Origin of the sequence: Tessaracoccus sp. OH4464_COT-324 (assembly GCF_003932855.1) — a bacterium.
In the GTDB taxonomy this organism is placed as follows: Bacteria; Actinomycetota; Actinomycetes; order Propionibacteriales; family Propionibacteriaceae; genus Arachnia.
In genome coordinates this window covers 48,067-66,071 of sequence record NZ_RQYZ01000013.1, presented here as the reverse complement: position 1 = coordinate 66,071, position 18,005 = coordinate 48,067, and the positions used below count along the sequence as shown (strand labels likewise).

Genomic DNA, 18,005 nt, shown 5'->3' with positions numbered 1-18,005 from the left:
GGAGGGAGCGGCTGCGGGTTGGCCCCACTCGTTGGCGGAGGGAGCGGCTGCGGGTTGGCCCCACTCGTTGGCGGAGGGAGCGGCTGCGGGTTGGCCCCACTCGTTGGCGGAGGGAGCGGCATCGGGCTGCGGAGCCCAGTCGTTGGTAGCCGGTTGCCCCCACTCGTTCGCGGCGTTCTGCTGTGACCAATCAGCGTTTTGCTGACCCCAATCGTTGTTCTGCTGCTGGGCCCACTGGTTGCCCTGCGCGCCGTTCCACTGCTCATTTGACATGCGTCTAGTCTGCCAGTTGATGGGGGCACCAACCATCCCGACCACAAATTTTTTCGCAATATCATTGGCGGATGGCTGTAACGGAGTTGATCGTTGATCTGGGAGCGATCTCGCGAAACCTCGACGTGGTGCGGGCCCGCGGAGGCGGCCGATCAGTGTTCCTGGCGGTGAAAGCCGACGCCTACGGCCACGGGCTCGTCCCCGTGGCGCGGTACGTCGAAAACCAGGTGGCGGGCTTCGGCGTGGCCACCGTGGCCGAGGGGATCGAGCTCCGCAGCGCGGGCATCACGCGCCCCATACTCAAACTCTCGCCGGCCCTGCCCGACGAACTCCCTGCGGCCATTGAGCACCGGCTGTCGCTCGTCGTGGGCTACCCCGAGGCCGTTGACGCGTTGGCCGCAGCCGCCCGCGAACGTGGCCGAGTCGTTGACGTGCACCTGAAGATCGACACCGGGATGGGCAGGGTGGGGGTTCGCCCCGAGCAGGCCCGCGCGGTCACCGACGCCATCGTCGCTCGGCCCACGCTGCGGCTGGCCGGCGTGATGACGCACCTCGCGATGTCCGACGTCGCTTCGGGGCATGACTACACCGTCGAGCAGCTGCGGTTGTTCCGGCGGGCCGTGGCGGAGGTAACGGCCCGCACACCGGTCGAGTGGGTCCATTCGGCCAACTCTGGCGCCATCCTCAACCACGAACTCGCCGGGGACAATGCGATCCGTCCCGGGATCGCCGTCTACGGCTCGGCGCCGGAAGCGAACTTGGGCGAGGAGGGCCTGCTGGAACAGGTGGCGACGTGGACCGCGCGCGTCACGCAGGTGCGCGCGGTGCGCGCCGGAGAGCCCGTCTCCTACGGCGCGACGTGGCGCGCGCCAGCAGACACCCGGGTTGCGACGGTGGCCGTGGGCTACGGCGACGGCTACTCGCGCCTGCTGTCGTCGCGCGGCCGGGTGCTGTACGACGGGCGCAGCCTGCCGGTGGTGGGGCGGGTGTGCATGGATCAGATCCTCGTCAACGTCGGAGACGCGTCGGTCGGGCCCGGCGATGCGGTGGTGTTGCTCGGCAGCTCGGGGGAGGAACGGATCACGCCCCAGGAAATCGCTGACCTCATGGGCACCATCCCCTACGAGGTGACCTGCCTGATCACGCAGCGGGTGCCGCGACGCTACGTCAGCTGACCGTGCGCTTCGGTCGACGGTTCGGCAGCGCGGTCAGGGTGTGCTTGGCCACCTGATGTGTGGTCCACGCGTCAACCGCCGCGCCCACTCCGCCGCCGACGAACGGGATCTTCTTGGCCACGAACACCCCGAGACGCTTGCCGCCGACGAAGTTCATGGCACGCTCCAGCAGGATTCTGCTGACCGCGCCGTCGAGTTTGCTGTCGAAAACAGGCGCGGTGGCTACGACCAGGGGAGTGCTGGGCAGCACCGACTTGGCGACCAGCGCGCTGCTGGCCGACGGGCCGAGCATGCACATCAGGATCGCGGTGCGCACCCGGGGATCCGCCAGCTCGTAGCCGCGCAGGTGGGCGATCGCCGCCACCATCCTCGCTTGTACGAAAGCCGACGCCGCGACGTTGGCGGGAATCGTCACCAGCGACAGCAGGAACCCGCCCCAGTTCGTGGCGAACCCCTGACCGCCGGCCAGCGCCAAGTGCTGGCTCACGATGACGTCGACGGCGCGTTCCGGGTCGTCGTGTTTCTTCAGCTGCTCGTTGGCCAGCTCCTTCGCGCCGGATAGCGTCCCGTTGCCGACGATCGCCAGCTCAAGGATCTGGTGGAAGATGTCGGCGGTGAACCCCTCGGCCACCGCCAGTTGCTTGTCGTCCATGGCACTCCTTCATCGTCAAGGGTCGCACACTCACCCAAGCGTTCGCAGAGACTGTCAGCATTGGGCGGTGCGCCTGCTATACCTGACCCATGCGCAGCACCATATTCGGCGACCCGGCAACCTGGCCCGAGGGCGACCTGATCGGGGTCTCGGAAGAGTTCGACGCTGCCCTGACGGTAGAAGCCTACCTGGCGGGCGTCTTTCCGATGCCTGTCGACAAGCTGATGGGTTGGTGGTCTCCGGGGCTGCGCGGCATTCTGCCGTTGGACGGGCTGAAGGTGAGCCGCTCGCTTAGGAAGTCAGCACGGCGCTACACCACCACCTTGAACGTAGCCTTCGACGAGGTTCTGACCCGCTGCGCCGATCCGAACCGACCGCTGGGGTGGATCGACGAGCGCATCGCGGGCGTCTACCGGCAGCTGCACAGGCTTGGGGTTGCGCATAGTGTCGAGACGTGGGATGCCGACGGGCACCTCGTCGGCGGGCTGTACGGGGTGCACCTGAAAGGCTTGTTCGCCGGGGAATCAATGTTTCACACTCCGGAGGGCCGGGATGCGTCGAAGGTGGCCCTGCTGCGGCTCGTCGAGGTGCTGCGCGAGAACGGGGCGAGCTTGCTCGACGTGCAGTGGATCACCCCGCACCTGGCAAGCCTGGGCGCAGTCGAGGTGACGCGCGACGAGTACCTGGCCCTCCTCGACGAGGCGCTGGGCGGCGAGTAGGCCGGGGCGCACGGTGCCCGTCGGCTTGCCGGACTGGGGCGGAGCGCCCGGAGCGCAAAAACAAAAACAGGGAGGGCCCGGCCGAAGCCGGACCCTCCCTGTGCTGAGTTTCCTGAGGATCAGGACCAGCGGGAAGCGTTGGAACGCTCGGTGGCGTCGTAGCCGTCCGCGATCTGGCCGAGCAGAACGGGCATCTGCTCGATGATCTGGGACTGACGCTCAGCGGACTGATCCCAGGAGCGCTGAACTTCCTGGTAGGCCACGCGGGCGTTGTCTTCCCACATGCCGAGGGACTGCTGCAGCTCGCCCTTGAGGGTCTCGAGCATCTCGACGAGCTCCTTGTGCGCGCGGCGGAGCGAGGAGATGCCGTCCTGGAGGCCGGACTGGGTGTATACGGTTGCGTCGCTCATTTTGTTAGTTCTCCTTAAAAGTCTTCTCGATGGGGGTGGATCAGATCATGCCGACGAACTTGTTGGCGTCCGCCTCGGACTCTTCCTCGCGGATGGTGTAGTCGCGGAGAGTCTCGGTGAGCGCCTGGTGGATCTGCTCGAGGCCCTTCTTGACCTTCTCGTACTCTTCGTTGAAGCGCTCGTAGCCGTTGCGGAAAGCGGTCGAAGCGCGGCCGGTCCACACAGCGCTCAGGGTGTCCATCTCGCCACGGAGACGGGTCTGCAGCTGGTTGATCTGCTGGTGCTTGACATCGATCTGCTGTGCGGCCTTGGCCATTTCGGCGCGATCTACGGACTTGTTGCCCATTTTTCATTCCTCTCGACGTTGGTGCCGGGTGGTCCGGCCAGGTGAGGCAACTTCTGCTTGCTCTTCCGTTGCCTTGTTGTCGAGTACGACCTTAGAAGCAACAGGGGGTCATTTCCTAGTGTTTTCGCCATCTTTCTTCGAAAACGAGTAGGAGTACTCAGACGTACCTAGGTACTCCTAAGTACTCCTACTCGCGTACAGGCACCCAGCAGACCCACTTCTGGGCCCCCACAGCCGGTGCATGGTTCGGGGAACCATGCTGGGCTCCGACGCACCGGATTGAGCGAGAAAGGCCCCCAGCAGCTGCCTTTGGTGCCTCCGGGACAAGGGCAGATGCTGAGAGCCCAACTCGTCGTTGTCGGGGCGTTCTCGCCCCGACAACACTTCCGTAACAGGTTCTAGCGTTCTCTGGTCGGCGCGTCGGGGCGGATGATCGTGATCGACGAATTCGAAAGGCTGCTGCGCTCGGGCAATCCCTCTGGGATCTGCGCCAGGAAGCCGCCCGGTACCGCCACCGGCTGGACGTCCTTGTAGCCCAGCGCGGCACGCGAGGCCTGGTCTGGGATGGCGTACTTGCGCCCGTTCGTCACGAGGAAGGTGACCGGAGTGTCGGACTGGGCTTGCGAGTTGCGCAGCAGCGCGCCGGTGAGCGGTGCCATCTGGATGATGTCGAACGTGTTGCCGGCGTTGATCTTGTACAGGCTGCGGTCGAAGTCCGGCGTCTTGTCGCCGTAGCTCAGCACCGGCACCTCGTCGTCGGCGGAGAGCCACGTCGCGCACACCGAGACGTCGCGCAGGCTGGCTTCCTTCGACGGCCCGCGCGGCTCATCCCACGGCAGGCCGGGGGTCCGGCGATCCGGCGCGTTTCTGAACTTGGCCATGTCGCTCGGGTCGAGCTGGCGCACGGCGTTGGTGTCGCCGTTGTGGTGCAGCAGCAGAAGCGCCTCGGCGTCCAGGTACGAGATCCGCACCAGACCCTCCTCCGTCTGCGTGAAGTACTGCCGCTGGCCCGCGTCGTCGGCGTTTCGGGTGCGGGCCACGTCCGCGCGCGCCATACCGGAGAGGAACTTGTTGTTGTCGCTCTTCGGCGCGTCGATCTGCAGCGGCGCGATCGGCACGCCCTCCGGGATAGCGGCGATCCAGGCGTTGCCCACCGCGACCGCAGGCAGCCCGCTGCTCATCAATGCGTTCCGTTCGGGCAGGTCCCACAGGCGGTGCTTCTTGCCGTTGAAGATCAGGTAGCGGGAATTGTCGGAGTGCTCCGCGACGAAGGCGAAGTTGTCCGAGGCCGGGGTCTCCGCGCGGAACTCCAGGGTAACGAAGCGTTCGCTGTTGTTGTTCGGGGCGGTGGAGCACATCTTGATCGGGTAGCCAGACATGTTGGCGGCGTCTGGCAGCTGGCGGGGCGCGCCGGGGATGCCGCGCATGTCGGCCTGTTTCATGCCCACAAGAGCATCCGTCTTGACGTTCGTGGTGCGCGGCATGCCCGCCGCGTCCAGGCCTCCGGCGAGCAGTCGGGCTGTTGCGACGTCGGCCACCGGTTGCAGCATGTCCTGCCCCTCGTGGTAAATGAACAGCGCGCCGGCCTGCGTGTCGGAGATGACGACGCCGCCGGTCTTCCAGCCAGGGTTCGAGCCGGGACGCAGCAGACCGATGAGCGTGTAGCCAGCCACCATGATGATCGCGATCATCAGCGAGACGAAGGAAGCCATACCGACACGGCGCAGCGGCGGGGTAGGATCGTCGGGGTCGCGGTTGATGAACGAAGCGATCATGCGACGAGACGTGAATGCCTGCGCCTTGAGGAGATCTTTGCGAGTCGCCATGTGTGCCTCTCGTTGGTCTTGCAGGCCAAGCCTAGACCGCATTTGGGACCAAAGCGCCGCTTCGGGGAGGCAATGCGCGTCAGAACCTCTAAAGTTACGCAGGAAAGGTCTGCGAAGGGACACCATGCTGAAATCAGGACCGGTTGCGAAAGCGCAGCTGCCGCTAAGAGCACGCTCCACGCGCTACCTGCCGTTGGTGGTGTTCTGGCAAGTGATCATTCTCGCGGCGGGCGTCGCGTTTGCCATGCAGGATGTGTTGTTTGCGGTGCTTGGGGCGTTGATCCTGCTCGCCGGGCTACTGCTCACCGTGCCCGTGAACGGTCGCACGATGCCCCGCACGCTGGGCAACCGGCGCGCCTATCGGTTGAGGCAGCGCGAATTTGTTGAGTTCCCCGACCAACCACAGGATCTTGTGCCGCTGGGACAGTGGCTGCCCAGGCTTGAGGTAACCAAGATCAAGGATGCTCACGACGGCGAGATCGGCATCGTCGCCGACGGCAGGTCGTGGACGGGCATCCTCGAACTTCAGTCCGACCTGCAGCTGTTCTCGGACCGCGGCAACCTGCTGAATCTCGACGAACTGGCGCAACTCACCCGGCAGGACGACGTCACGTTCGCCGGCATCCAGGTGATCACCTTCACCGTGGGCGCCCCCACCCGGGCCATGCTGCCCGCCGGGTCACCCGCCATCAACTCGTACCAGGAGATCCTCGACGGGGCCCTCCCCCCGCCAGCCGTACGCCGTACGTGGCTGGCGCTGCGGCTCGACCCGAGGCTGTGCCTGGAGGCCGTCGGCCGCCGCGGAACCGGGCAGGTGGGCGTCTACGCGACGCTCCGCTTCGGCCTGCACCGCGCGCAGGCGATGCTCAAGCGCCAAGGTGTGAGCACGTCGACCCTCAGCCCGCAAGAGATCGTTGATGTCCTGGGGCAAGCCACGGGCGTCAGTCCCGAGCCCGCGCAGCAGCGCACCGTCGAGAACTGGGAGAACCTGATCGTCGACTCGCTCGTGCACGAGTCCAGGGCGGTGCAGAGCTTCGGCCGCAACACGTCGGACGGCTACCAGCGGCTCCTGGAGGCCGTGTGCGCAGCCCCGGTGATGATGGCGATCACCTCGTACACAGTCTCGCCCGGTGAGCCTGCGCGCGGCGCGGTGCGGCTCGTGTCCAACGACCTCGAACAGGCCGGGCAGGGGGATGAAGCCGTGCAGCTGCTGCTCCCGCCGTGGGTGCGGCTCGGCCCGCGCGGTGGAACTCAGGTGCCTGGCCTGCTGGCCACGGTGCCCCTAGGAAGGCAGGTGGACTGATGGAGAGTTACCAGGCGCTACCGCCGGGCCGGGAACAGTTCGATCCCGTGGTGTCCACGGGCCCGTCGGGCTTGCTGCTTGGCCGCGGGCCGGGCGGCCCCGTCGCGCTGCGGCTGTTCCGTAAGGAGCCCACCCGGCTGTACCTTGCGGTGCCGGAGTACATGCGCTGGCTGATCGCGTTCCGGGCGGTGTGCATCGGCGCCCACCTGAGCGTCGTCTCTTCTGACCATCGGCAGTGGCTCGCCCTCGCCGAGACCGTCCGCTCGTGCGGCGGCACCATCGACCTGCTTCGTGACCTGGAGGACGTACCGGGGCAGGGCAGGCCGTTCCGGCCAAGCCTCATCCTCGACGACGACGAGGCCGTCGGCCCGACGCACCGGCTGGGCGCTTGGCAGGCGGTTGCCCGCATCGGTGACCCGACGTCGAGTGGCGCGGTGGGCGAGCTGCGCAACTCCGAGGTGGCGATCGTCACCCCCCTGGACGGCAAGACCGGCGAGAACCTACGTCGCGCCTATGCCCTGCCCGCCTCCCAGGTGAAGGCCGCCTCAGACCTGATGGAGACAGAAGTCGTGTTGGCTAGCGCCAGGAGGCTCGCCCGGGTTGTCATCCCGCCTAGCCCCACCGAGTACCGGCTGCTGTTCGGCTAAGCATCCGCGCGTCCGGTGTCCGCTCCGGCGCGCCGAAGGTGTGCTTGGCCGTCGCCGGCTGCGCTGGCCCGACTGCGGCTTTAGGTTGGATGTGGGCGTGCCTCAGCAGCTGGTTAGAGGCCCTGGGAACGCGCCGGGTCCGCCGTTGGTAACGGGTCTTTAGGCCGGTGCGTCTGCCAGTTTCCTCAAGAGTGCACAGGAATCCTGCAGGACATTCGGGGTCGGCTGGTGCTCAGCCGACCCCGACGCAACGGCGGACTTAGCAGACCCAGGTGGGTGGGGTCCCGCTGTCGCCAAAGGCAATCAGCCGAAGTTGAACAGGCCGCGGAACCAGGTGTAGAAGTCCATCACGCCAAGGGTGAGGGGAACAAGGCCGATGATCGCGACCCACTCCAGGATGTCGCCCCAGCGGCCCCACGTCGGAGACAAGATCTTGCGATACCAAGCGGCCGAATAGTGTGCGAACACATATCCAAGGAACAGGGTGAGCGCGAACAGTACACCCAACCCGACGTAGCTGCGCGTGGCCGCCAGCACGATGGAGAACGCTGCGACGCTGGTGATCAGTCCACCGCTCACTACCAGCGCCAGCCGCTGCGTAAAGCCGACGAACGACCGCGCGCGCAACAGGAAAGCGAAACCGACGCAGAGGCACAGCAGCACCCCCGACCAGCTGGGTACGGTCATCGTGATCGCCGCAGACACCGTAGCCGCAGCCGAGGTGCCCATCAGCATCCCGCCCAACAGCCGGTCGGCAAACAGCGCCCGGCTCACGATGTCCGACTGCACCGGCGTCTCGTCAGCCAGCATCGCCTCAGTGGTCACCGGCAGGTTTGGTAGCGCGATGCCCGCGATGCGGTAGCTCAGTGTGGGCAGGAAGGTGGTCGCCAGCGCCATCGCCGCCATCGTCGCGGCGGCCACTTTCTCGTCGTGACCGTACTGCAGCGCCATTGTCGAGGAGGACACGAGCATGATGCCAGCAAACAGCGATGCTGCGAACAGCGGCATCGTGTGTACCCGGGCGGCCAGCGCGTTCGCTGCAGCCGTGATCAGCACCATCGACGAGGACATCAGGATGTTGATGTGCATCGCGGGGTCGACGGCGATCACGTAAGCCAGGTTCCAGCCCATCAAGCCCGCCAACACAACGCTCACCCAGGCCAGCACCGTCGCAGTGGGCACCTCCTTCGCGGCCCGAGCCAGCGAAACCGCCGCGACGAACGCCCCGAATGCGATGATGCCCGTTGCCGCCAACACCAACGCTTGCAGCAGGCGACCCTGCTCCAGCACGGAGGCGAACGTGATGATCGGCGGGAACACCAGCATCATTGCCATGCAGATCAGGCCGATCACCTGCGAGTTGTTCTGCGTCCAGGAGGGCCGCGAATTCGTGGCCCCCGCGACCGCGTCCACCACGTCGTCGAACGCGGCATCCGGCATCGCGTTCTCCCGCTGCCGTAGGTGCAGGGTCTCGCCGTCACGGATGCCCAGCTTGCTGATCGGGGAGTACAGGTCGAACGGATCCTGCCCGAAGCGCTGCAACACCCAGGCGTGTACAGCGTCCGTCGGGCTGTTGGCGTCAATGCCCGCGAACTTCAGCATACTGGGCAGCAACTCGCTCAGGCTCACGGAGCCCGGCAGCGCCAGGTCGACGCGTCGGATCGACGAGATGATCGTGACGCGCGTCAGGTCTTCCTCTTGGATCGGGGTACTCACGAGAAGCAAGCCTAGTTGCACAAGGGGCTAACGAACAGCTAACCAGCCCCAAGTGATCAATACCGGGCAGCTTTCTGTCTGCTGGCTGCCCGCACCACCAGCACATTCGCCACGCAGATCACGCCCAAGCCCGCCAGCTCGGCCAGACCCAACCGCTCGTCGAGGATCAACCAGCCAAACAGCACCGCCATCACCGGGTTCACACTCATCATCGTGGACGCGACGTTCATCGGCACCCTCCGGAGTGCGACGATGTCGAAGGCGTATGGCACCGCCGACGACGCCACTCCGGCCGCCAGCCCCGTGAGCAGCACCGGCCAGGACAACTCGCCGGGCACGCCAAGGTAGGCCACCGTCGGCAGCAGCACCACTAAGCCGAGCAAGCTGGCCATCGCCGTGGGTGTCAAGCCGCTGAGCCGCGCCCCCGCGACGCGAGCGGCCACCAGGTAGGCCGCCCAGCTAGCTGCCGCCAGCGTCGCCCAGAACACGCCCAAAGGTGTCGCGCTACCTGTGGGCCCTGTGACCAGCACCATCCCGATCGCTGCCAGGCAGGCGCCCACCCAACCCGGCCAACTCCGGGCCGTGACCACCGCGAGCAGGATCGGCCCCAGTAGCTCGATCGTCACGCTGAGCCCCACACCCATCTGCTCGAAAGCGAGATAGATGGCGGTGTTCATCACGATGAGCGGGACGGCGACGAGCATCCCCCAGCGCCAATCCGGCAGCCGGGCCGAGGCTAGCCCCTTCCAAGCCAGCGGCACGTGCACCGCAGCCTGAACCAGGTAGCGCACTACGACGATGCCCGCCACCCCGGTCGCCGGGATGACGCTGGCCCCGAGTGCAGCCCCTGCCTGAACTGACACCGCCCCGAGCACCAGGAGAAGCACGCCGATTGCGAAGGGGGAAGGGTTTGGCCGCACGAGTTAAGCGTAACGTCTGAAAAATACTCCACAGCTGTCGGCGAAGAGATGCTTCCTGACCGCAATGGGCAGTAGGTTTAGACGCGGAAAGTGTCCTCGGAGGATTGAGAGCAATGGGTGTCATCACCTTCCATCGCCCGAAGCGGGTAACGCCACCGGCGATGCCCCGCGGTGACCTGCTGCTGGAGTCGCCGCCCGAAATCCCGCCGCCGTCGCCGTCCAAGCCGTTCGGCGCGGTGCTTCGCATGCTGCCGATGGCGGCAGGCATGCTGGCCATGGGCCTCATGATGTTCGGCGGCTTCACTGCGGGCATGGGCGGTTCCAACGTGCTGCGCCCCATCATCATGGGTCTCTATGCGGTCTCCATGATGGGCATGATGCTGACCCAGACTGGCCGCCAGAACGACGACCAGTCCGCCCAGCTGGACGCCAACCGTCGCGAGTACTTCCGTTACCTCGCCCAGACCCGACGCAACTTCTCCAAAACCGCTGATGAGCAGCGGGCCTCCGTCGCCTACCGTCACCCGGAACCGGAGTCACTGTGGACAGTGGTCGGCGGTATGCGGATGTGGGAGCGCCGCCCCGACACCGAGGATTTCGCCTCGGTGCGGATCTCCGTGGGTCTGCAGCAGTCCGCGAAGCGCATCACGCCGCCGGAGTCCCAACCCATCGAAGACCTGGAGCCCCTCACCACAGGCGCCCTACGCCGCTTCATCCGCACCCACCGGTTGATCCAGTCGGTGCCGCTGTCCGTCGACCTCCGTGGCTTCCACGCCATTCGGCTCGTGGGTGACGAGGAGGTCTGCCGACGCATGGCGTACTCGATGGTGGCGCAACTCGTCACCTGGCACGCGCCCACGGACGTCGCGTTGATGGTGGCCGCAAGCAAGGAGCGCCAGGAGGACTGGCAGTGGGTGAAGTGGTTGCCCCACCTTCAGCACCCCACGGAGGTTGACGGGGTGGGCAGTGTGCGCATGTTCGCCACCGGGGCCTCCGAGATCAGCCAGCTGGGCACCTCCGCTCAGGCGGCGGACGCGCCGCCGTCGCTGATGGTGATCCTCTCCGATGGCGTCGATGGGGTGAACGCGCAGCAGTTCGTCACCCCCACCACCCGGGCCGTGAGCGTGCATCTCACCGGCGAGCGCAACCTGCCCCGTTCCATGGAGATCGGCGTGGCATACTTCCTGGTTCAGGAGGACAGCGTGGTGCTGCACCGGCGCACGTCCAAGATCCAGCACGCCACCACGGGCTTCGGCCGGCCTGACCAGACCAAGCGGCTCTACGTCGAGATGCTGGCCCGTGCGATGTCGCCCTACCGGATGCCCTCGCTGGTGTCCGCCGACGACGGCGAGCCCGCTGAGGTGGTGTTCGAGCCGCCCAAGGATTACCCGGCGATGTTGGGGGCCGGTGATCCGCTGACCCTCGACCCGCGCACCGCCTGGCGGCCCCGACCGCTGCGCAACCACTTGCGCATCCCCTTCGGTACCGCCGACGACGGCACCCCCGTCGAACTGGACATCAAGGAGTCCGCCCAGGGTGGCATGGGCCCGCACGGCATCTGCATCGGCGCCACCGGCTCGGGCAAATCAGAGTTCCTCCGCACCCTGGTGCTCGGCCTCGCCATGACCCACTCCACCGAACAGCTGAACTTCATCCTCGTCGACTTCAAGGGTGGCGCCACGTTCCTTGGCTTGGAGGAGTTGCCGCACGTCTCGGCGGTCATCACCAACCTGGAAGGCGAGCTTAGCCTCGTTGACCGTATGCAGGACGCCATCGGCGGCGAGCTCGACCGCCGCATGGAGGTACTGCGCGCCGCGGGCAACTTTAAGAACCGCGAAGACTACGAGAACGCCCGGCAGGCTGGCGCGGACATTCCCCCGATGCCGAGCCTCCTGATCGTCGTCGACGAGTTCTCCGAGCTGCTGAGCGCGCGCCCCGAGTTCATCGATCTGTTCGTGCAGATCGGACGCGTCGGACGGTCGATCGCGGTCCACCAGCTGCTCGCGTCGCAGCGATTGGAGGAGAACAAACTGCGCGGCCTGGACACGTTCCTGTCCTACCGCATCGCGCTGCGTACCTTCTCGCCGGCGGAATCCCGCACCGTCATCGGCGTCCCCGACGCTTACGAGTTGCCTACCCCGCCCGGCAACGGCTATCTGAAGTTCGACACCACGGGCATGACCCGCTTCAAGGCAGCCTACGTTTCGGGCCCCTGGCACGGCACGACCACGGTCACACAATCCAACCAACAGCCGATGGACGAGGTGGCGCGCGTGGTCAGCCGGGCCTGGACGCCGCCCGCGCTGGAGTTCACCGCCGACTACGTGATCCCGGTGGTCCCGCCGGAGCCCGAGGCGGTGCGCGTCGACTCCGCCGACCCGGGGGCCCCCATACAGCCAGACGTCATCGTGGAGCCGGAGGAGGACGAAGAGGAGGAGACGCTGCTCTCCATCTGCGTCAGCCGCCTCAAAGGCCACGGCTGGCCGGCGCACCAGGTGTGGCTGCCTCCCCTGAACGAGCCCCCGACGATGGACCAGCTGCTCAACGACCTGGAGGAGAGCGAGCGGGGACTGCAGGCTGCGGAGCGGTCCTGGCTGGCCAAGCTGCGCGCCCCGGTCGGCATCATCGACCGGCCGCGCCACCAGCGGCGGGACCCGTGGTGGATGGACTTCTCCGGCGCAGGCGGCAACCTCGGTGTCGTCGGCGGCCCGCAGTCGGGCAAGTCGATGGCGCTGCGCGCGGCCATCGCAGGCCTCTCGCTCACCCACACCCCGAAGGAAGTGGGCTTCTACTGCCTCGACTTCGGCGGCGGCGGCCTGATGTCGATGCGTGAACTGGCGCATGTTGGCTCCGTCACCGGCCGCCTCGACATCGACCGGGTGCGACGCACCGTCGCGGAGCTGACCAGCCTCCGTGGCCGCCGCGAGCAGCAATTCGCGGAGTTGGGGATCGATTCCATGGCCACCTACCGCAGGGGGCGTGCGGACGGCACAATCACGCCCGACCGCTTCCCGACGGACGTGTTCCTGGTGATTGACGGGTGGGCCACTCTGAAAACTGAGTTCGAGGAGATGGAGCCGCAGGTGCAGGCGCTCGCTGCCGGCGGCCTGGGTTTCGGTATCCACGTGTGGGTCAGCGCGGCCAAGTGGTCGGAGATCCGCGCGGCGACGAAGGACATGCTGCAGAGCCGCATCGAGCTGAAGCTCGGCGATCCCTTCGATTCGGAAATTGACCGGAAGGTTCAAGGCATCATCCCCGCGAACCGCCCCGGTCGCGGCATCACCGAAGGTGGCCTGCACACCCTGATCGGCCTGCCGCGTGTCGACTCCGTCGAGAGCGCCGACGATGTCAGCGTCGGCCAGAAGGGCTTCATCGAGCTGGTCAACCGGGCCTGGAAGGGCCCGCGCGCCGCCGAGGTTCGCATGCTGCCGGAGATGTTCAGCCACAAGGATCTGCCGCAGATCACGCACGACCCGGAAGACCGTCGGATCCCTTGGGCCATCGACGAACTGGAGCTCGAACCGGTCTTCCTGGATCCGCGCCACGATGCGCACCTGGCGATCATCGGTGGGCCGGAGTGTGGCAAGACCACCATCCTGCGGACCCTGGTGCACGGCATCGTCGCGCGCTACACCCCGAAGGAAGCCAAGATCGCGATCGTCGACTACCGGCGCACGCTGCTCGGCGAGCTCGACTCGGAGCATGTCATCGGCTACTACGCCTCGGCCTCCGCAGCCACCGACAATCTGCGTCAGCTGGCCGAGGCGCTGCGCCGTCGCCTGCCCGGGCCCGACGTGACCCAGCAGCAGCTGCGTGACCGCTCCTGGTGGACCGGCGGCGAGGTGTTCGTCGTGGTCGACGACTATGAGCTGGTGGCGACCCCTTCCGGCAACCCGCTGGCGGCCTTCGCGGACCTGGTGAATCAGGCCGGCGACATCGGCCTGCACATCATCGTCGCGCGCTCCTCCGGCGGCGCCTCGCGCTCGGTGTTCGGCGACCCGATCATCGCGAAGATGCGTGAGCAGATCAGCCCCGGACTTGTGATGTCGGGCTCGAAGGACGAGGGCAAGCTGTTCGGCGATGTCGTCGGCAGCCGGATGCCGCCCGGCCGGGGCACGCTCGTCACCCGCACCTTCAAGGGGCTCGTCCAGGCCGCCTACCGGCCGCCGGTGGATGAGGAGGGGCAGCAGTGAGCAGGAGACGATTCCTCGCGGGCCTCCTTGCGCTGTTGCTCACCTGCACGCAGCTGACGCTGAACGCGCACGCGGAGATCGTGGTGTTCACGCCCTACGACTGCGCTGCGGCGAAGAACGATAAAGCGGAGAAGCCGCCGAAGTCGTGGCACATCGACCGGATGCGGTTGGAGGAGCTGCACCACGTCGCAACCGGGCGGGGCGTGAAGGTGGCGGTGATCGACACTGGGGCCGCCATCGAGGGCACCGTCTACCTGAAGGACGGCGACCGGAGCCGCTTCGTCCACTATGACGGACTGGGCGGGCGGAAGTCCTACGACGACAGCGAGGTGCTGGAATACGACTGCGTGCACGGCACGGTCGTGGTGTCGCTGCTGGCGGCGGGCAAGAAACCCGACGGTCAACCCTACGACGAGCACGTCGACTTCTATGGCGTCGCGCCAGAGGCGGAGGTGGTGCTCTACCGCACGCTGATGAGGTCCGGCAAGCCGGAGCCGAACGACCCACCGGTGCCGCTGTCGCCGCTCACCGAGGCCATCCGGGACGCCACTCGCAAGGGCGTGGACGTCATCAACATCTCGCAGGCCTTCTACGGGGACCTCCCCGGCAAGGGTGAGATGGAGATCGCGATCAAGGAGGCGATCGACGCGGGTGTCGTCGTGGTGGCGGCGGCAGGCAACAAGGATCAAGGCAACGGCCAGGACGCCTATCCCGGAGCGTTCCCGGGCGTGATCTCGGTGGGCGCGAGCAATATCAACGATGCCCCTTCGGAGCAAGCCCAAACCGGCGGCAAGGTCGACATCGGCGCGCCCGGCGAAGGGCTGGTGGCGTTGGCCCCGTCGCGCAGGGACGAAACAGCGGGTATGAGCAGCCAGGTCTACGCGTTGAACCAGGTCGGCTCCAGCTTCGCCACACCAATCGTCAGCGGGGTGGTGGCACTCATGATCGAGAAGCACCGGCTGGATATCCAGAACGGCGTGCTCAAGAGCGACGCCAAACTCACCCCCGCCGAGATCCGCAAGCGGATCGTGCTGACCGCCGATCCGCCGCCGCGTTCGACGAGCGATCTCCAGCTGGGCGGGGGCATCATCAACCCTGTCCGGCTGCTCTCCGGCGACGCAGGTTCGCTCAGCAATCACAAGGACGGACCCCCCATCAACCCTCCGGTGGTGCTACCGGAGGAGCGACGCGTTGACCAGGTGCCGATCGTCGTCGGCATCGCGATGGGCGTGGCCGCGGTCATGATGGTGGTGGCCGGCCTCGTGCTGGCGATCGTCCTGCCGGCCGCGAAGCGGGCGCGGGCCGCGGAGAGGCGCCGCTAGAAGTACGCTGGGGCGATGCACGGATACTTCGGCCCCGCAGGCACATTCACGCACCAGGCGTTGCTGAGCATCACCGACGATGAAGCCCGCCCGTACAGTTCGGTTTCCGCGGCCTTGGCGGCCGTGCGCTCCGGGGAGGTGACAGCCGCCGTCGTGCCCATCGAGAACTCGGTGGAGGGCGGGGTGTCGGCCACGCTGGACGAGCTGATCAACGGCTCGCCGCTCATGATCCGCCGCGAAATCCTGGTTCCGGTGTCCTTCGGGCTGTACGCCCGTCCCGGGACGGCGCTGGCGGACGTCCGGCAGGTGCTCACACACGGGCACGCGGCCGCGCAGTGCCGAAGGTTCCTGGTCGGGCTGGCTGGTGCCCAGGTCACGGAGGCGGGTTCGACGGCGGGTGCGGCCCTGGAGGTCGCCCGGCCGGAGTCGCGCTTCGACGCCGCCATCTGCGCGCGCGTGGCCGGGCAGCTCTACGGGCTGAGTGAGCTGGCGTGGCCGATCGAAGACAACACCGGGGCGGTGACCCGGTTCGTGGAGGTGTCGGCGGCCGGCGCGCCCGGCCCGGTGACCGGGACGGACAAGACCACGATCGTCGCCTACCTGGACGAGGACCGCTCGGGCGCATTGCTGGAGATCTTGGAGCAGTTCAAGGTGCGTGGGGTGAACTTGACGCGTATCGAGTCGCGCCCCACGAAGACCCTCCTGGGCTCCTATTGCTTCTCGATTGACGCCGAGGGGCACGTGCGGCAGCGGCGCATGGCGGAGACGTTGGAAGGCCTGGCTCGGGTGTGCCCCCGGGTGTACTTTCTGGGTTCCTACCCGCGGGCCGACGAGCGGCCGCCCACGCTCGACGAACGGTTCTCCGAACAGTCGTATGAGCTGGCCAACCGCTGGCTGAAGACGGTCGCCGAGGGCTGAGCGCTCCTGGGCCCGGGGCGGGGCGGCGGGTGTGCCAAACCTCAGGGCAGCACCAGCTGCACGGCACCGGGGAGAACCTCGAAGGTGACGTCGGACACCTCGCCGACGACGTCTCCGTCGATCTGGCACAGCGCCCGCCCGTCGATCTGCAGCCGCACCCGCCTGCCTGTGTAGCGGGCGACGTGGTTGCCGCCCTCGGCGTCGAAGAGTTCAGCGATCATCTGGGCGGTTTCCAGTGTGCTGTTCGGCGTGGCGACCAGCACGTCGAGCAGGCCGTCTTGGGCGCTCGCGTCAGGCATGATCGCCACGCCCTTCTGCAGCTCGCCGACGTTGCCGACGGACACCAGGGTGGCCTCGGCGTGCACGGGCTCGGCGTCGTCGAGGGTGATGGTGACACCCATCCGTTCGCCGACCAGGCGTTTGGCGCCCGCGACGATGTAGGCGGCCGGCCCGATGGCCCGCTTGAGGTCTTCATCGGTGTTGTCGAGGATGTTGGCGTCGAGTCCGATGCCGGCCATCACCGCAGCCAGCTGGGGGCCGTCGGGCAGGTCGACGCGGATGATGTCGATGGGGGTGACGCGGCCGTTGACTGCGGTGCGCAGCGCTAGCTCCAGGTCGAGCGGGATTTCGAGGTTGCGCGCCAGCAGGTTGCCCGTTCCGGCGGGCAGTACCGCGACACGCTGGCTGGTGCCGGCGAACTCGCCCAGCACGACGCGCACGGTTCCGTCTCCGCCCGCGACGAGCACCAGGTCTACTTTGGCGGCGAGCGCCCGCCTGGCCATTTCGACGCCGGGATCCTCGGCCTCCGTCGGGAGCCAGGAAACGTCGCCGTAGCCCTGCTCGGCAAGCAGGTTGTCCACCAGGCTGCGGAAGGCTTCGGTGTCGACTAGTTTCACCGGGTTGAAAATGACGGCGGCGGTTCGGTCACCGGAACGTTTCTCGCGGACCAGGTGCACGTCGGCGATCAGGTTGGCGACGCCCGCGGTGGTCACGCCCAGCAGCAGGCCGCCGATCACGTCGGTGAGGGAGTGCGCCCCCATGATGAGCCGGTTCAGACCCACGGCGGCGACGGCGAGCGTCCCGCCAACGAGCCAGGGCAGCAGCCGGGTGCGCCGGATCGAGGCGAGCGAGACGACCATGACGGCTGCGGCGCTCCACACGGTCACGTGGATCGACGGGTAGCCGAAGCCCTGCTGGGTGATGATCCCGGCGAACGGGGAGTCGGGCCTGGGCTGCTGGACTAGCGGCTTGAGGACGGTTGAGGTGGCCCAAGACAGAATCATCGCCAGGATGAGCGCGCCGGAGATGTTGAATAGCCGACGGCGGCTCGCCCAAGCGGCGACGCAGGCCGCGCCGATGAACACCAGGATGGGTGAGGTGGCGCCGGCCATGATCACCATGACCTGACCGAAACTCGATGACGGGTCGGGCCTGGTGAAGCCCCACCAGCCGTCGATGTTTGGCAAGGTGATGGTCCAGAGTATGGTGGCCAGCCCGCCCAGGACCGTAGCTACCAGGGTGGTGGAACTTTTGGGCTGCATGTGCTCAGCCTACGTGCTGGCGAGTCCGTTGCGAGCGGTCAGGA

At 67.1% G+C, this 18,005-nt stretch carries 14 protein-coding genes and 1 pseudogene; 7 read left to right on the top strand and 8 right to left on the bottom strand.

Annotated features, from left to right (window positions below; all coding sequences use genetic code 11):
- Window positions 1–273, bottom strand: a pseudogene (locus EII42_RS13710) (hypothetical protein); the annotation flags it as partial.
- A gap of 71 nt (window positions 274–344) precedes the next feature.
- On the opposite strand from EII42_RS13710, the gene alr reads away from it, so the two are divergent.
- Complete coding sequence (gene alr / locus EII42_RS08415; protein WP_125171679.1) at window positions 345–1,448, top strand: alanine racemase; 1,104 nt, start codon at window positions 345–347, stop codon at window positions 1,446–1,448.
- Here alr and EII42_RS08410 read toward each other — a convergent pair.
- Window positions 1,441–2,100 carry an EcsC family protein gene (locus tag EII42_RS08410; RefSeq protein ID WP_125171678.1) on the bottom strand — a complete coding sequence of 220 codons (660 nt, stop codon included), beginning with the start codon at window positions 2,098–2,100 and terminating at the stop codon, window positions 1,441–1,443. The genes alr and EII42_RS08410 overlap by 8 nt on opposite strands.
- Window positions 2,101–2,189: 89 nt before the next feature.
- On the opposite strand from EII42_RS08410, the gene aat reads away from it, so the two are divergent.
- Window positions 2,190–2,819 (top strand): leucyl/phenylalanyl-tRNA--protein transferase, encoded by a 630-nt coding sequence (aat, locus tag EII42_RS08405; protein ID WP_125171677.1) that lies wholly within the window; start codon window positions 2,190–2,192, stop codon window positions 2,817–2,819.
- Between the two features lie 119 nt (window positions 2,820–2,938).
- Here the strand turns inward: aat and EII42_RS08400 are convergent, their stop codons facing one another.
- From EII42_RS08400 to eccB, 3 genes are all read right to left on the bottom strand, one after another.
- Window positions 2,939–3,229 (bottom strand): WXG100 family type VII secretion target, encoded by a 291-nt coding sequence (locus EII42_RS08400; RefSeq protein WP_125171676.1) that lies wholly within the window; start codon window positions 3,227–3,229, stop codon window positions 2,939–2,941.
- 40 nt (window positions 3,230–3,269) lie between these two features.
- Window positions 3,270–3,575 carry a WXG100 family type VII secretion target gene (locus EII42_RS08395; protein WP_125171675.1) on the bottom strand — a complete coding sequence of 102 codons (306 nt, stop codon included), beginning with the start codon at window positions 3,573–3,575 and terminating at the stop codon, window positions 3,270–3,272.
- A gap of 398 nt (window positions 3,576–3,973) precedes the next feature.
- A complete protein-coding gene (gene eccB / locus EII42_RS08390; RefSeq protein WP_158676457.1) occupies window positions 3,974–5,401 on the bottom strand; it encodes a type VII secretion protein EccB in 1,428 nt (475 codons plus the stop codon).
- Window positions 5,402–5,525: 124 nt separating this feature from the next.
- Here eccB and eccE point away from each other — a divergent pair, with 124 nt between their 5' ends.
- A complete protein-coding gene (gene eccE / locus EII42_RS08385; protein ID WP_158676456.1) occupies window positions 5,526–6,704 on the top strand; it encodes a type VII secretion protein EccE in 1,179 nt (392 codons plus the stop codon).
- Window positions 6,704–7,351: a hypothetical protein gene (locus EII42_RS08380; protein ID WP_125171672.1), complete on the top strand. Its 648-nt coding sequence runs from the start codon at window positions 6,704–6,706 to the stop codon at window positions 7,349–7,351. The genes eccE and EII42_RS08380 overlap by 1 nt, the downstream gene beginning before the upstream one ends.
- A gap of 303 nt (window positions 7,352–7,654) precedes the next feature.
- Here the strand turns inward: EII42_RS08380 and eccD are convergent, their stop codons facing one another.
- Window positions 7,655–9,067, bottom strand: coding sequence for a type VII secretion integral membrane protein EccD (gene eccD, locus EII42_RS08375; RefSeq protein ID WP_158676455.1), 1,413 nt, complete (start codon window positions 9,065–9,067; stop codon window positions 7,655–7,657).
- 56 nt (window positions 9,068–9,123) lie between these two features.
- Window positions 9,124–9,987, bottom strand: a complete 864-nt coding sequence (locus EII42_RS08370) for a DMT family transporter (RefSeq protein WP_125171670.1) — start codon at window positions 9,985–9,987, stop codon at window positions 9,124–9,126.
- A 113-nt stretch (window positions 9,988–10,100) separates the two neighbouring features.
- Between EII42_RS08370 and eccCa the strand changes: the two genes are divergently transcribed.
- Genes eccCa through pheA form a run of 3 tightly spaced genes read left to right on the top strand, consistent with a single transcriptional unit; the run spans window position 10,101 to window position 16,420 of the window.
- Window positions 10,101–14,180: a type VII secretion protein EccCa gene (gene eccCa / locus EII42_RS08365; protein WP_125171669.1), complete on the top strand. Its 4,080-nt coding sequence runs from the start codon at window positions 10,101–10,103 to the stop codon at window positions 14,178–14,180.
- Window positions 14,177–15,502 carry a S8 family serine peptidase gene (locus EII42_RS08360; RefSeq protein ID WP_125171668.1) on the top strand — a complete coding sequence of 442 codons (1,326 nt, stop codon included), beginning with the start codon at window positions 14,177–14,179 and terminating at the stop codon, window positions 15,500–15,502. Before eccCa ends, EII42_RS08360 begins: the two co-directional genes overlap by 4 nt.
- A 15-nt stretch (window positions 15,503–15,517) precedes the next feature.
- Window positions 15,518–16,420 (top strand): prephenate dehydratase, encoded by a 903-nt coding sequence (pheA, locus tag EII42_RS08355; RefSeq protein ID WP_125171667.1) that lies wholly within the window; start codon window positions 15,518–15,520, stop codon window positions 16,418–16,420.
- A gap of 41 nt (window positions 16,421–16,461) precedes the next feature.
- Here pheA and EII42_RS08350 read toward each other — a convergent pair whose 3' ends face one another.
- On the bottom strand, window positions 16,462–17,961 hold the full coding sequence (locus tag EII42_RS08350; RefSeq protein ID WP_125171666.1) for a diacylglycerol kinase family protein: 1,500 nt from the start codon (window positions 17,959–17,961) through the stop codon (window positions 16,462–16,464).
- Between the last annotated feature and the right edge of the window lie 44 nt (window positions 17,962–18,005).

Coding starts and splice junctions, on each gene's coding strand:
- pheA (WP_125171667.1), top strand. CDS start 15,518: ATGCACGGATACTTCGGCCCCGCAGGCACATTCACGCACCAGGCGTTG.
- EII42_RS08400 (WP_125171676.1), bottom strand. CDS start 3,229: ATGAGCGACGCAACCGTATACACCCAGTCCGGCCTCCAGGACGGCATC.
- EII42_RS08395 (WP_125171675.1), bottom strand. CDS start 3,575: ATGGGCAACAAGTCCGTAGATCGCGCCGAAATGGCCAAGGCCGCACAG.
- eccCa (WP_125171669.1), top strand. CDS start 10,101: ATGGGTGTCATCACCTTCCATCGCCCGAAGCGGGTAACGCCACCGGCG.
- EII42_RS08380 (WP_125171672.1), top strand. CDS start 6,704: ATGGAGAGTTACCAGGCGCTACCGCCGGGCCGGGAACAGTTCGATCCC.
- EII42_RS08350 (WP_125171666.1), bottom strand. CDS start 17,961: ATGCAGCCCAAAAGTTCCACCACCCTGGTAGCTACGGTCCTGGGCGGG.
- eccE (WP_158676456.1), top strand. CDS start 5,526: ATGCTGAAATCAGGACCGGTTGCGAAAGCGCAGCTGCCGCTAAGAGCA.
- eccB (WP_158676457.1), bottom strand. CDS start 5,401: ATGGCGACTCGCAAAGATCTCCTCAAGGCGCAGGCATTCACGTCTCGT.
- alr (WP_125171679.1), top strand. CDS start 345: ATGGCTGTAACGGAGTTGATCGTTGATCTGGGAGCGATCTCGCGAAAC.
- aat (WP_125171677.1), top strand. CDS start 2,190: ATGCGCAGCACCATATTCGGCGACCCGGCAACCTGGCCCGAGGGCGAC.
- EII42_RS08410 (WP_125171678.1), bottom strand. CDS start 2,100: ATGGACGACAAGCAACTGGCGGTGGCCGAGGGGTTCACCGCCGACATC.